This window comes from Cupriavidus sp. YAF13, from assembly GCF_052113425.1.
In the GTDB taxonomy this organism is placed as follows: domain Bacteria; phylum Pseudomonadota; class Gammaproteobacteria; order Burkholderiales; family Burkholderiaceae; genus Cupriavidus.
Window position 1 is genome coordinate 32,959 of sequence record NZ_JBFRDD010000029.1, and the last position, 12,840, is coordinate 45,798.

The window sequence follows — 12,840 nt, forward strand, 5'->3', positions numbered from 1 at the left end:
GCCCATGCCCGTGCGTAAATTGCTGCTCGGCGTGTTGACGCTGTGCTATCCGGTGGCGATCTACTTCGGCCTGCAGCATTGGTCGCCGCGCGTGATGGCGCTGGCGCTGGTGGCATTGGCGCTGCTGCGCGCCCTGACCAGCCGCCAGGCCGGCTGGCGCCTGCTTGCCGTGGCCGCCGCCGTGCTGGCCGCGATCGTGGCCGCGTCCAACCACGCATTGCCCCTCAAGCTGTATCCCGTGCTGGTCAATGCCGCGATGCTGGGCTTGTTTGGCTGGAGCCTGCGGCACCCGCCCAGCCTGGTGGAGCGGCTGGCGCGGCTGCGCGAGCCGGACCTGCCGCCCTCGGGCGTGGCGTACACGCGCCGCGTGACGCAAGCCTGGTGCGTGTTCTTCGTGTGCAACGGCACGGTAGCCGCGCTGACCGCCGTGCTGGCCAGCGACCGCATCTGGGCACTCTATAACGGCGGTATCGCCTACGGGTTGATCGGCGCCATGTTCGCCGGCGAATGGCTGGTGCGCCAGCGTGTGATGGCAAGGGGGCGGCATGGCTGAGTGGCTGGGCGTAAGCGGGTTGATGGCGGCGCTGGCCCAGCGCTCGCACGTGGTCGCGCATGGCGCGGCCGGCGCTACCACCGCACCGGAGTTTGTGCGGCGCGTGGCCGCCTGGCGGCAAGCGTTTGCTGCCGCGCCGGGGAAATCCTGGGCGCTCTACATCGAATCGACCGCCGAGTTCGCGGCGGCGCTGTTCGGCGCCTGGCACGCGGGCAAGCACGTGGTGCTGCCCGGCGACACGCGCGCCGAAACGCTGGCGGCATTGCGCGAGCGCGCCGATGGCTGCGCCGGCGAGTTGCCCGATGGCCTGTGGCCGCAAGCATCGATCGAGCCGGCCAACGGCAGCATGGACTGGCCTGCGCTGGCGCCAAGCGACACGCTGGTGACGATGTTCACCTCAGGCTCCACCGGCGCGCCCGGCGCCATCGTCAAGCACCTGTCGCAGCTCGACGCGGAAGTGCAGGCGTTGCAGGCCGCGTTCGGCGCGGGGCTGCCGGCGCAGCTGAGAGTGCTCGCAACGGTGTCGCACCAGCATATCTACGGCCTGTTGTTCTGCGTGTTGTGGCCGCTCGCGGCAGCGCGCGCCATGCCGGCGGACCGGCTCGCGTTCCATGAGGAAATCGTGCGCGCGTGCGGGGATGCCCCGGTGCTGCTGGTCACCAGYCCGGCGCACCTGCGGCGCATGCCGCAAGCGCTCGACTGGTCTGCCGCCCGCGGCGTGCTGCGCGCCGTGTTTTCATCGGGCGGGCCTTTGCCGCCGGAGGCCGCGGCCGACGCGCTGCGCCACCTGGGACAAGCCCCCATTGAAGTGTTCGGCAGCTCGGAAACCGGCGGCATCGCCTGGCGGCAGCGTGCCCGCCACGAAGACCGCTGGACTCCGCTGCCGGGCGTGCAATGGCGCTTGCAGGACGGCTTCCTGGCGGTGCGCTCCGCGCACCTTCCGGACGACGGCTGGTTTCTGTGCGCGGACCATGTGCTGCCCGCCGCGGATGGTGGCTTCACCCTGGCGGGCCGGGCCGACCGCATCGTCAAGATCGAGGAAAAGCGCGTATCGCTGACCCAGGTCGAGCAGGCGCTGGCCGCGTCGCCGCTGGTGCGGGAGGCGCGTGTGGTACTGCTGGAGCTGGATGTCGGCACGCGCCTTGGCGCCGTGCTGGTGCCCAGCGAGAGCGGCGCGGCCATGCTGGCCGGGCAGGGCCGCGTGGCGCTGCTTGCCGCGTTGCGCGCCCGCCTTGCGGATGCCGTGGACGCGGTGGCGTTGCCGCGGCGCTGGAGCTTTGCCGAGGCGTTGCCCTGCAACGCGCAGGGCAAGACCACGCAAGCCATGCTGCGCGACGTGTTCCGCCGCGTGCTGCCGGCCGTGCGCTGGCAGGCCGCGGAGGATGCGCTGTCCGCCGCCGCCGAGCTGGAGGTCAGCGAGGACCTGGCCGTGTTCGACGGCCATTTCCCGGGCAGCCCCATCGTGCCAGGCGTGGCACAGGTCGACTGGGTGATGGCGCTGGCACCCGAGCGCCTGCCGGTGCCGCCGCGCGCGCGTTTTCGCCGGCTCGAGATACTCAAGTTCCAGGCCGTGATCACGCCCGGCACCCTGGTGCACATGACGCTGGCCTGGCAGCCCGAGCGCAGCGCGCTGGCCTTTCGCCTGAGTTCGGCGCGCGGCCCGCACGCCAGCGGGCGCATCATTTTTGGAGAGGCGGATGTTTAAGCCCGTGGCGCTCGTCCCGGTCTACGACCACGAACGTGCCATCGGTGCGATGGTGCAAGCCATTCTCGCGCACCCTGTGCCGTGCCTGCTGGTGGACGACGGCAGCAGCCCGGCCTGCGAGCGTGTGCTGCGCGAGCTTGCCGCAAACCATGCCGACCGGGTCCACCTGATCCGCCTGCCGCAGAACCAGGGCAAGGGCGGGGCCATCATGGCGGGCTTCGAGGAGGCCGCGCGCATGGGATTTACGCATGCGCTGCAGATCGATGCCGACGGGCAGCATGATGCCGGCTGCATCCCCCAGTTCCTGGCCCTGGCACAGGCCAGCCCGGACGCCATGATCTGCGGCTGCCCGGTCTACGACGAGTCGGTGCCGCGCGTGCGGCTGCTGGCGCGCTACCTGACCCACGTCTGGGTCTGGATCAACACGCTGTCGTTCGCCGTGCGCGATTCGATGTGCGGCCTGCGCGTCTATCCCCTCGCGCACGTGCTCCCGCTGGTGCGCCAGGTCAAGCTGGGCCGGCGCATGCAGTTCGATACCGAGGTGCTGGTGCACCTGGTCTGGCGCGGCGTGCGCGTCGTCAACGTACCCACGCGTGTGACGTATCCCACCGACGGCGTTTCCCATTTCCAGGTCTGGCGCGACAACGTGCTGATATCTTCCATGCATACGCGGCTCTTCTTCGGCATGCTCAAGCGCTTGCCGGTACTGCTGTGGCGCAAGGTGCGGCCGGCATGAGCACGCCCCAAGCCAGCCAAGGCCCCCAAGCTGCCCAAGCGACGCAACCCGGGCGCATGGCCCGTCACTGGAGCCAGATCCGCGAATCCACTTGCGTATGGGGCGTGTGGAGCCTGTACTGGCTGTATCGCCTGTGCGGCCGTGTGCTGTTCCGCGCGGTGCTGTACCCGGTGGTGACCTACTACTGGCTTGCCAAGCCGCTGGCGCGCCATGCGTCGCTCGACTATCTGCGCCGCATCCAGGCCGCTACGGGCGCGGTCGGCCCGGCGGGCATGATGCCGGGGCTGCGCCATAGCCTGCGCCACCTGTTCTCGTTTGCCGACACGTTGCTCGACAAGCTGCTGGCCATCGGCGGCGGCTACCGCTATGGCGCGGTGCGGCGTGAGGGCGCCGAGGTGATGCTGGCGCAGATCGCCAGCGGGCAGGGCGGCATCATCGTGACCGCCCACATGGGCTGCCTGGAGCTGTGCCGGGTGCTGGCCAACCAGCGCGCTGGCCTGCGCCTGACGGTGCTGGTGCATACCGCGCACGCGGCGCAGTTCAACCGCATCCTGTCGCGGCTGGACCCGCGCTCCGGGCTGCAGCTGTTCCAGGTCGACGATATTTCGCCGGCCACCGCCTTGCTGTTGGCCGAGAAGGTCCGCGCGGGCGAGTTCGTGGCGATTGCGGGCGACCGGGTCCCGGTGCATGGGGGCCGCGCCGTGACGGTGCCGTTCCTGGGCGCGCCCGCGCGCTTTCCCGTGGGGCCTTATGTGCTGGCGGCGTTGTTGGAATGCCCGTTGTTCGCCATGGGCTGCGTGCGTTCGGGCAAAGGCCATCTGCTGCGCTTTACCGAGCTGGCCCGCGAAGTGCGCTTGCCGCGCGCGCGGCGCGACGCGATCCTGACCGAGCACGCGGCCGGCTATGCGCAATGGCTGTCGCAACTGCTGGTGGAGTCGCCCTACGACTGGTTCAACTTCTACGATTTCTGGGGCCAGGGCGGCGCCGTGCCGGACGCCGCGCGCGCCAGCGCCGCACCCATTGAAAGCTGACCTGAATCCGGACATCGCGATACCCAACCTTATGCCCCAAGCCTCCCAGGACTTCAGCTTTGAGATCACGCTCAGCGCGGCCTTCCACGACCTCGACCCGATGAACGTGGTCTGGCACGGCAACTACGTGCGCTATTTCGAGCAGGCACGCTGCGCGCTGCTGGCGCGCTACCACTACGACTACCCAGCCATGCGGGACTCGGGCTATGCGTGGCCCGTGGTGGACATGCGCGTCAAGTATGTCGGGCCGCTTACCTATGGCCAGTCGTTCATCGTGCGCGCTACCATCGTCGAGTGGGAGAACCGGCTCAAGATCGAGTACGTGGTCCGCGATGCCGCCAGCGGCCGGCGCCTGACCAAGGGCTACACCATCCAGGTGGCGGTGGACCTGGCCAATGGCGAGATGCAGTACGTCTGCCCGCCGGTCCTGCTGGCGTGCCTTGGCGTGCAAGACGGGGCGCAGCCGGAGTGCCAGGAATGACGCGCCGCCGCTTGTTGCAGGCGCTTTGCTGCGCCGTGCTGGCTGGCCCGGGCCTCGCCGCCGCGGCCGCGCCGGATTTGCTGGCCTCGGTGGCTGCGCGCTTGTCCGATGCCCCGGTAATCCACGGACGCTTCGAGCAGGTCCGCCGCCTGTCCGGCTTTGCCAATCCGCTGGTCTCACGTGGCGACTTCGTGCTCGCGCGCGAGCGTGGCGTGGTGTGGAGCACGCGTGAGCCGTTTGCGTCCAGCCTTCTGGTCACGCCGGACCGGCTGGTCATGCGCGGTGCCGATGGCCGCGTGCAGCAACAGTTGCAGGCAGACGCCCAGCCCGCCATGCGGGTCGTGGGCGAATCGGTGATTGCCGTGCTGCGCGGCGACCTGCGCGCGTTGTCCACACGCTTCGAGGTGGCCGGCCAACTGGTTGGCAAGAGCGGCTGGACGCTGACGCTGACGCCGACCGATGCCGGCATGCGGCGCGTATTCACCCGCATCGAGCTGGCCGGGGACCGCTTTGTGCGCAACGTGCGCCTGGAAGAAGGCAGCGGCGACAGCACCACCGTCAAGATGATCGACCCGAGCGCGGCCGCCAAACTCGGTGCGGATGAGGAGAAGCGCTTTGAGTAAGGCGGCAAAGGTGGCTAGGGCCGCCCCGGTCACTGGCAAGCCCGCGCACGGGCTCAGCACCCTGGAGCGGGTGCTGGCCGTGGCGTGGCTGCTGCTGGTGATCGCGCTGACGGTGCACCAGTTGCAGTTCTGGCGCGCCTCGCGGCTCGACACCGATGTGATGGCCTTGTTGCCCACCAGCCAGCGCACCGCCACCGCCGACCGCGTGCTGCGCCGGCTGGCCGATGGCGTCTCGCGCGAGATCGTGGTGCTGGTCGGCGCGCCCGACTGGGCCCGCGCCCGCGCCGCCGCCGATCGCTTCAGCACGGCCGCGAAGCCGCAGGCGAGCTTGCTGCAGCCAGTGGACCGCATCGCCAGTTTCGACCTCGACGCGGCGCTGGCCTTCTACCGGCCTTACCGCGATCGCCTGCTTACCGATAGCCAGCGCGCCATGCTGCGCCAGGCTGATCCCGATGTATTGTCCCAGCAGGCGCTCACCCGGCTCTACCAGCTTTCCACCGGCCCGCGCCTGACCGACTGGGCCGCTGACCCGATCGGGCTCTGGCAGGACTGGTGGCTGTCGCGCGCGGCCATCACGCGCGKGCATGAGCGTGATGGCCGCGCGGATCATCTTGGTGGGGCTGTCGCTGCTGATCGGCACGGCTGCCGCGGTATCGGCCACCGCGCTGGTGTTTGACCGCGTCCACCTGATCACGCTGGTGTTCGGAGCCAGCCTGGTGGGCGTGGCCGAGGACTTCGGCATTCACTATTTCGTGTCGCGGCAGGCCAGCCCTGGCCTGTCGCCGCCGCAGGTGATGCGCAGGCTGCTGCCGGGCATGGCGCTGGCGCTGTCGACCAGCGTGGTGGCCTACCTGGCGCTGGGCATCGCGCCGTTCCCGGGGCTGCGGCAAATGGCGCTGTTCTCGGCCGTGGGGCTGGTGGCGGCTTTCCTGACCGTGGTGTTCTGGTTCCCGCTGCTTGACCGCGGCCAGCTGCGCCAGACGCGCCTGTCGAGTTGGCTGACCGCCAGCCTGGCCCGCTGGCCGCGCGTGGGCATGGATCGCGCTTCGATGCTGCTGCTGGGTGCCCTGGCCCTGTTCATCGTGCCGGGGCTGTGGCAGGTCAAGGTGGCGGATGACGTGCGCCAGCTGCAAAGCTCGCCGCCGGCGCTGATCGAGGCGCAGCGCACCGCCGGGCGCTTGCTGGGCACACCTAGCCCCGCCCAGTTCCTGCTGGTGCGCGGCGACTCGCCGGATCAGGTGCTGGCGCGCGAGGAAGCGGTCAAGGCGGCGCTGGCAGGCGTGGTGGCGCGCGGCGAGCTGGAGGGTTTCCTGGCCATCTCCGATTGGGTGCCATCGGCGTCCCGCCAGCATGCCGATGCCAAGCTGACGGACGGCCTGGAGGCTGCCGTGCGCGAGCGCGTGGCGCGCGCGGTGGGCGGCCCCGTGGGCGCGCCCAATGCCGCCGCGCCGGACCGCGTGCTGACGTTGCCGGCGTGGCTGGCGAACCCGGTTTCCGAGACGTTGCGTCACCTCTGGCTGGATCGCGAGGGCCAGGGCTACGCCAGCGTCATGCTGCTGCGCGGGCTGGACAAGCCCACCACCATTGCGCTGATCGAGGCGGCGGCGGCCAAGGTGCCGGGCGTCGAGTGGGTGGACCGCGTGGCCGACCTGTCCTCGCTGCTCAAGCATTACCGCGTGCTGATGACCTGGCTGCTGGGCGCCGGCGCGCTGGGCGTGGCGCTGTTGCTGGCATGGCGCTATGGCAGGGCCTCGTGGCGGGCGCTGGTGCCGACCTTGCTGGCGGGGGTATTCAGCGTGGCGCTGCTGGGCTGGCTGCATGTGCCGCTGCAATTGTTCTCCGTGCTTGCGCTGGCGTTGCTGCTTGGCGTGGGCGTGGACTACGGCATCTTCCTGCTGGAGCATCCCGGCGATGGCGAGTCATGGACGGCGATCGTGCTTGGCGCGGCCAGCACGCTGCTGGCCTTCGGCCTGCTGGCGCTGTCGTCCACGCCGGCGCTGCATGCCTTTGGCATGACCATGCTGTCCGGCGTGGGGGCGGTATGGGTGCTGTCGCCATGGTTCCGGCCGCACGCGGCGCATGGGCAAGCGCACTAGTTTCATGTGAAGTAGCAGCAAGACAAATAGCAAGACAAATAAAACCAACAAGATCAACGAGTCAAACAGGGTTGCTAATGAATACCGAACAGGTGGATGTCCTTATCATCGGCGCGGGCCCGGCGGGCTCCGTGGCGGCGGGCCTTTTGCGCAAGCGCGGCATTGATGTGCTGGTGATCGAGAAAGAGACCTTTCCGCGCTTCTCGATCGGGGAAAGCCTGCTGCCGCAGAGCATGGCCTACATCGAAGAGGCGGGCATGCTGCAGGCGGTGGTCGAAGCCGGCTTCCAGTACAAGAACGGCGCTGCCTTCGTGCGTGGCGACCGCTATACGGATTTCGATTTCCGCGACAAGTTCTCCGCCGGCTGGGGCACCACCTACCAGGTCCAGCGCGCGCGCTTCGACGACGTGCTGATCCGCGAGGCGCAGAAGCAGGGTGCCGAGGTCCGTTTCCAGCATCAGGTGAGCGCCGTCGACCTGGAAGGCGAGCAGCCTTGCGTCACCGTGCGCGACCCCGATGGCAAGGTGTACCAGGTGCAGGCGCGCTTCCTGCTGGATGCCTCGGGTTTCGGCCGCGTGCTGCCGCGCCTGCTGGACCTGGAGTCGCCGTCGCACTTCCCCGTGCGCAGCGCCATCTTCACCCACGTGGAAGACCGCATCCCGCTGGGCACCTTCGATCGCAACAAGATCCGCGTCAGCGTGCATCCGGAGCATGTCGATGTCTGGTACTGGACCATTCCGTTCTCGGACGGCCGCTGCTCGCAGGGCGTGGTGGCGGAAAAGCGTTTCCTCGACCAGTACACAGGGACCGAGACCGAGCGGCTGCGGGCGCTGGTGGGCGAGGAGCCCGGCCTTGCCAAGCTGCTGGCCAACGCCAGCTGGGATACCCCGGCCCGGCAGATCGCCGGTTACTCGGCCAACGTGAAATCGCTGTGGGGCAAAGGCTATGCGTTGCTGGGCAATGCGGGCGAATTTCTCGACCCGGTGTTCTCGTCTGGCGTGACCATTGCCTTCAAGTCCGCCAGCCTGGCCACGGCCTGCCTGGCGCGCCAGTTGAATGGCGAGGCGGTGGACTGGCAGGCCGATTACGGCCGCCCGCTCAAGGACGGCGTGGACTGCTTCCGCACCTTTGTGGAAGCGTGGTACGAAGGCCGCTTCCAGAAGCTGATTTTCCATCCCAATGCCACGCCGGAAATCCGCCGCATGATTTCGGCCATCCTGGCGGGCTATGCCTGGGACCGCACCAACCCGTTCGTCACCGAGTCGCGGCGCCGCCTTGGCGTGCTGGAGCAACTTTGCGAAGCCTGATTGCCGGGCATCCGGCCATGGGCGCCGCGCCGGCGCGGATGCTGCTGGGTGTTGCCGCGTGTGCGTTGCTGCTGGCGGGCTGCGCCGGCCCGGGCGCGCGGCCGGCGGCAGGTTCCGCTTCGCTGCCTGCCGCGCCCACCGTGCCGGCCGGGCAGCAGGCCGTGCCGTTGCTGCGCCTGCCGCCGGCATCGCTGGGCCGCGAGCTGGCGCTGCAGCAGCAGATCACCGTGGTGTACCGCACCCCGCGCGGCGAGGAGCGCCGCGAGATCCAGGCCTTGCTGGAAGCCGACGCCACCCACACGCGGCTGGCCGCGCTGGCCGGCGGGCAGGTGCTGGCACGGCTGGACTGGGATGGGCGGGAACTGCGGGTGGTGCGCTCGCCCTGGGCGCCGGCCGAGCTGATGCCGGAGCGTATCCTGAGTGAAATGCAGTTGTCGTTGTGGCCGGTCGAGGCGATTGCCGCGGCCTTGCCGGCGGGCTGGCGCCTGGAGGCCGAGGCCGGCCGGCGCGTGCTGCGCGCGGCTGGCGAGGTGGTGGCGGAGGTGCGCTATCCGGACCCGCAGACGATCGAGTTCGAGCAATACCGCGATGGCTATCGGCTGACCATCCGCACCCTGCCGCCGGCAGGGCAAGGAGGCACGAAATGAATGTCTTTATTAATGCACTGGGCATGACCTGCGCGCTAGGCGACGGCGCGGATGCCGTGCGCGCGGCACTCTGGCGCGGCGACGCCCCGCATGGCGGCGAGGTGACTGAGCTGTACAGTCCGGGCCGCCCGCTGCAGCTCGGCACGGTCAACGCCGCGCTCAGCCTGCCGGACGACACGCCACAGGTGCACCGTACCCGCAACAATGCGCTGCTGTATCACGCCGCGCTCCAGTTCATGCCGCAGGCGCAGGCCGCCATCGCCCGGGTTGGCCCGGCACGGGTGGCCGTGGTGCTGGGCACCAGCACCTCCGGCATTGCCGAGGGCGGCGTGGCCGTGCGCGCGCGCGCTGCCACCGGTGCGTGGCCGGAGGGTTTCCACTACGGGCAGCAGGAGCTGGGCTCGCCGGCGCAGTTCCTGGCCGGCGTGCTGGGCGTGACCGGCGTGGCCTACACGCTGTCCACCGCCTGCTCGTCGAGCGCCAAGGCGCTCGGGGCTGCCGCGCGCCTGCTGCGCAGCGGCATGGCGGACGTGGTGATCGCGGGCGGCGCGGATACCCTGTGCTCCTTCACCGTGGCCGGCTTCAGCGCGCTGGATTCCGTCTCGGCGTCGCGCTGCAACCCGCTGTCGGCCAACCGTTGCGGCATCAACCTGGGCGAAGGCGCCGGCTTGTTCCTGCTGTCCGCCGAGCCGGGGCCGGTGCGCCTTGCCGGTTGCGGCGAGACCTCCGACGCGCATCACATGTCGGCGCCGGACCCCAGCGGCGCTGGTGCCCGGGCCGCCATGCTGCAGGCGCTGGAGCGCGCCGGGCTTGCGCCCGCGGACATCGATTACCTTAACCTGCACGGCACCGCCACGCCGCAGAACGACGCCATGGAAGCGCTGGCATGCGCCGCGGTGTTCGGCGCAGATCTGCCGCTCAGCTCGACCAAGCCGATGACCGGGCACGCGCTCGGCGCGGCCGGTGCGATCGAGGCCGCGCTGATGTGGCTGACGCTGGTCGACAACCCAGACGGCCGCCTGCCCCCGCACTGGTGGGATGGCGTGCCCGATCCCGCCTTGCCGGCGCTGCGCGTGGTGGCCCCCGGCGAAGCGCTGGGCCGCGCGCCGCGCTACGTGATGAGCAAYTCSTTCGCCTTCGGCGGCAGCAACAGCGCCGTGATACTGGGAGCCGGCTGACCATGACCACGACGTCCATTGCCGCGTTGCCGGCAATCGCCGAGGTGCTGCCGCACGCCGGCGGGATGCGCTTGCTGGATGAGCTGTTGCGCGCCGATGAGGAACACGCGGCAGCGCGCACCACGGTGCGCGCCACCCAGCTGTTTGTCGATGAGTCCGGCATGCCGGGCTGGGTCGGCATCGAGTACATGGCGCAGACCATCGCCGCCTGGGCCGGCGCGCAGGACTGGCGTGCCGGGCGGGCGCCGGGCATCGGTTTCCTGCTCGGCTCGCGGCGCTACGAATGCGATGTGCCGGCGTTCCCGGTGGGCAGCGTGCTGACCATACAAGTGCGCGCCGAGCTGGTCGGCGACAACGGGCTCGGCATGTTTGCCTGCTCGCTGTCGCTGGGCGAGCGCGAAGTGGCGCGCGCCAACGTTTCCGTTTTCCAGCCTGCCGACGCGCAGGCTTTCTTGCAAGGACAACAACCATGACGAACCGAACCGTGCTCGTCACAGGGTCTTCGCGCGGCATCGGCCGCGCCATCGCGCTGCGCATGGCGCGCGAGGGCTACGATGTGGTGGTGCATTGCCGCTCCCGGCGCGATGAAGCCGAATCGGTGGCCGATGCGATCCGCGCCCTGGGCCGCACCGCGCGCGTGCTTTGTTTCGACGTCAGCCAGCGGGAGCAGGCCGCGGCCGCGCTGCTGGCCGATATCGAAACCCATGGCTGCTACTACGGCGTGGTCTGCAATGCGGGCATTGCGCGCGATGCGGCGTTCCCGGCCATGACCGGGGCAGAGTGGGACGAGGTGATCCACACCAACCTGGACGCCTTCTACAACGTGCTCAACCCGTTGGTGATGCCCATGGTGCAGCGGCGCAAGCCGGGCCGCATCGTCACGCTGTCTTCGGTGTCGGGGCTGGTGGGCAACCGGGGCCAGACCAACTACAGCGCGGCCAAGGCCGGCGTGATCGGCGCCACCAAGGCGCTGGCCATCGAGCTGGCCAAGCGCGCCATTACCGTCAATTGCGTGGCCCCTGGCCTGATCGATACGGAGATGGTCGACGAACACGTGCTGGAGGAAGCCTTGCGCATGATCCCGGCACGCCGCATGGGCACGCCGGACGAGGTGGCTGCCACCGTGGCGTTCCTGATGTCCGCCGATGCGGGCTATATCACCCGGCAGGTGATTTCGGTCAACGGGGGGATGTTCGGATGAAGCGAGTCGTCATTACCGGAGCCGGCGCAGTCTGCTCGCTGGGCAACGACTGGGCGAGCGTGCGCGAGCGCCTGGCCAGCGGCCGCAACGCGGTCGTGCGGATGCCGGAGTGGGCCGTCTACAAGGGGCTCAACACGCAGCTTGCGGCACCTGTGCCGCCGTTCGCGCTGCCGGCGCATTACACCCGCAAGGTCACGCGGGCCATGGGCCGCGTGGCCGTGATGTCGGTGCTGGCCAGCGAGGCCGCCTTGCGCGATGCRGGGCTGCTTGGCGATCCGCTGGTCGCAAGCGGCAAGCTCGGCATTGCCTACGGCTCGTCCACCGGCACACCGTCGGCCGTGGCCGATTTTGGCCGCATGATGATGGACCGCACCACCGAGGACGTCAGCGCGACCACCTACATCCGCATGATGCCGCATACCACGGCGGTGAACATCGGCGTGTTCTTCGGCATTACCGGGCGCATCCTCACCACCTCCAGCGCCTGCACCTCGGGCAGCCAGGGTATCGGCTACGCTTACGAAACCATCCGCAGCGGCCGGCAGGTGGCCATGCTGGCGGGCGGCGCCGAGGAGCTGGATCCCACCGAGGCCGCCGTGTTCGATACGCTGTTTGCCACCAGCACCTGCAACGATGCGCCGCATAGCACGCCGCGCCCGTTCGACGGCAAGCGCGACGGCCTGGTGCTGGGCGAGGGCGCGGGCACGCTGGTGCTGGAGGAGCTGGAGCACGCGCTGGCGCGCGGCGCGCGCATCCTGGCCGAGATTGTCGGCTTTGGCACCAACAGCGACGGCGCCCACGTGACCCAGCCCAAGGCGGACACCATGGCGCAGGCCATGCGCCTGGCGCTGGAGGATGCCGGCCTGCCGGCCTCGGCGATCGGCTACGTCAATGCCCACGGCACCGCCACCGACCAGGGCGATATCGCCGAGTCCCATGCCACTCGCGAGGTGCTGGGCGACGCGGTGCCGGTGAGTTCGTTGAAGAGCTATATGGGCCATACGCTAGGCGCCTGCGGCGCACTCGAGGCGTGGATGACGGTGGAGATGATGCGCGACGGCTGGTTTGCGCCCACCATCAACCTGGCCAACCCGGACCCGCGCTGCGCCTCCCTTGATTACATCATGGGCGAGGGCAGGCGGCTCGACATCGAGCATGCGATGAGCAACAATTTTGCCTTTGGCGGCATCAACACATCGCTGGTGTTCCGCCGCTGGCGTTGATCTGCCAGTACTACCGTGCCTTTTCCTCATCGATAAAATCAACAACGCCAACAACATCA

The 12,840-nt window shown here is 69.5% G+C and carries 14 protein-coding genes; all 14 read left to right on the forward strand.

Translation table 11 applies throughout. The annotated features are described in order from the left end of the window. The first annotated feature begins 4 nt into the window (after positions 1-4). The 14 genes from AB4061_RS22335 (at position 5) to AB4061_RS22400 (ending at position 12,781) form a co-directional block, all read left to right on the forward strand. Positions 5-553, forward strand: coding sequence for a membrane protein (locus AB4061_RS22335; RefSeq protein WP_043355718.1), 549 nt, complete (start codon positions 5-7; stop codon positions 551-553). Next, a complete protein-coding gene (locus AB4061_RS22340; protein ID WP_441637608.1) occupies positions 546-2,258 on the forward strand; it encodes an AMP-binding protein in 1,713 nt (570 codons plus the stop codon). Before AB4061_RS22335 ends, AB4061_RS22340 begins: the two co-directional genes overlap by 8 nt. Beyond that, positions 2,251-2,994 carry a glycosyltransferase family 2 protein gene (locus tag AB4061_RS22345; protein WP_441637610.1) on the forward strand — a complete coding sequence of 248 codons (744 nt, stop codon included), beginning with the start codon at positions 2,251-2,253 and terminating at the stop codon, positions 2,992-2,994. The genes AB4061_RS22340 and AB4061_RS22345 overlap by 8 nt, the downstream gene beginning before the upstream one ends. Next, positions 2,991-4,025: an LpxL/LpxP family acyltransferase gene (locus AB4061_RS22350; RefSeq protein ID WP_441637611.1), complete on the forward strand. Its 1,035-nt coding sequence runs from the start codon at positions 2,991-2,993 to the stop codon at positions 4,023-4,025. The genes AB4061_RS22345 and AB4061_RS22350 overlap by 4 nt, the downstream gene beginning before the upstream one ends. 31 nt (positions 4,026-4,056) lie before the next feature. Continuing rightward, a complete protein-coding gene (locus tag AB4061_RS22355; protein WP_441637613.1) occupies positions 4,057-4,506 on the forward strand; it encodes an acyl-CoA thioesterase in 450 nt (149 codons plus the stop codon). Further along, positions 4,503-5,129: an outer membrane lipoprotein carrier protein LolA gene (locus tag AB4061_RS22360; protein WP_441637615.1), complete on the forward strand. Its 627-nt coding sequence runs from the start codon at positions 4,503-4,505 to the stop codon at positions 5,127-5,129. Before AB4061_RS22355 ends, AB4061_RS22360 begins: the two co-directional genes overlap by 4 nt. Next, positions 5,122-5,805, forward strand: a complete 684-nt coding sequence (locus tag AB4061_RS22365) for a hypothetical protein (protein WP_441637617.1) — start codon at positions 5,122-5,124, stop codon at positions 5,803-5,805. The genes AB4061_RS22360 and AB4061_RS22365 overlap by 8 nt, the downstream gene beginning before the upstream one ends. Further along, positions 5,714-7,225 carry an MMPL family transporter gene (locus tag AB4061_RS22370; RefSeq protein ID WP_441637619.1) on the forward strand — a complete coding sequence of 504 codons (1,512 nt, stop codon included), beginning with the start codon at positions 5,714-5,716 and terminating at the stop codon, positions 7,223-7,225. The genes AB4061_RS22365 and AB4061_RS22370 overlap by 92 nt, the downstream gene beginning before the upstream one ends. Before the next feature lie 77 nt (positions 7,226-7,302). Continuing rightward, a complete protein-coding gene (locus tag AB4061_RS22375; RefSeq protein WP_441637621.1) occupies positions 7,303-8,532 on the forward strand; it encodes an NAD(P)/FAD-dependent oxidoreductase in 1,230 nt (409 codons plus the stop codon). Then, on the forward strand, positions 8,520-9,179 hold the full coding sequence (locus AB4061_RS22380; protein WP_441637623.1) for a DUF3261 domain-containing protein: 660 nt from the start codon (positions 8,520-8,522) through the stop codon (positions 9,177-9,179). The genes AB4061_RS22375 and AB4061_RS22380 overlap by 13 nt, the downstream gene beginning before the upstream one ends. Then, on the forward strand, positions 9,176-10,357 hold the full coding sequence (locus tag AB4061_RS22385; protein WP_441637625.1) for a beta-ketoacyl-ACP synthase: 1,182 nt from the start codon (positions 9,176-9,178) through the stop codon (positions 10,355-10,357). The genes AB4061_RS22380 and AB4061_RS22385 overlap by 4 nt, the downstream gene beginning before the upstream one ends. Positions 10,358-10,359: 2 nt before the next feature. Continuing rightward, entirely contained in the window at positions 10,360-10,830 is a 471-nt protein-coding gene (locus tag AB4061_RS22390) for an ApeP family dehydratase (protein WP_441637627.1), read from the forward strand. After that, positions 10,827-11,558 carry a 3-oxoacyl-ACP reductase FabG gene (gene fabG / locus AB4061_RS22395; RefSeq protein ID WP_441637629.1) on the forward strand — a complete coding sequence of 244 codons (732 nt, stop codon included), beginning with the start codon at positions 10,827-10,829 and terminating at the stop codon, positions 11,556-11,558. The genes AB4061_RS22390 and fabG overlap by 4 nt, the downstream gene beginning before the upstream one ends. After that, a complete protein-coding gene (locus AB4061_RS22400; RefSeq protein ID WP_441637631.1) occupies positions 11,555-12,781 on the forward strand; it encodes a beta-ketoacyl-ACP synthase in 1,227 nt (408 codons plus the stop codon). The genes fabG and AB4061_RS22400 overlap by 4 nt, the downstream gene beginning before the upstream one ends. Positions 12,782-12,840 lie beyond the last annotated feature (59 nt).

Coding starts and splice junctions, on each gene's coding strand:
- AB4061_RS22335 (WP_043355718.1), top strand. CDS start 5: ATGCCCGTGCGTAAATTGCTGCTCGGCGTGTTGACGCTGTGCTATCCG.
- AB4061_RS22345 (WP_441637610.1), top strand. CDS start 2,251: ATGTTTAAGCCCGTGGCGCTCGTCCCGGTCTACGACCACGAACGTGCC.
- AB4061_RS22350 (WP_441637611.1), top strand. CDS start 2,991: ATGAGCACGCCCCAAGCCAGCCAAGGCCCCCAAGCTGCCCAAGCGACG.
- AB4061_RS22355 (WP_441637613.1), top strand. CDS start 4,057: ATGCCCCAAGCCTCCCAGGACTTCAGCTTTGAGATCACGCTCAGCGCG.
- AB4061_RS22360 (WP_441637615.1), top strand. CDS start 4,503: ATGACGCGCCGCCGCTTGTTGCAGGCGCTTTGCTGCGCCGTGCTGGCT.
- AB4061_RS22370 (WP_441637619.1), top strand. CDS start 5,714: ATGAGCGTGATGGCCGCGCGGATCATCTTGGTGGGGCTGTCGCTGCTG.
- AB4061_RS22375 (WP_441637621.1), top strand. CDS start 7,303: ATGAATACCGAACAGGTGGATGTCCTTATCATCGGCGCGGGCCCGGCG.
- AB4061_RS22390 (WP_441637627.1), top strand. CDS start 10,360: ATGACCACGACGTCCATTGCCGCGTTGCCGGCAATCGCCGAGGTGCTG.
- fabG (WP_441637629.1), top strand. CDS start 10,827: ATGACGAACCGAACCGTGCTCGTCACAGGGTCTTCGCGCGGCATCGGC.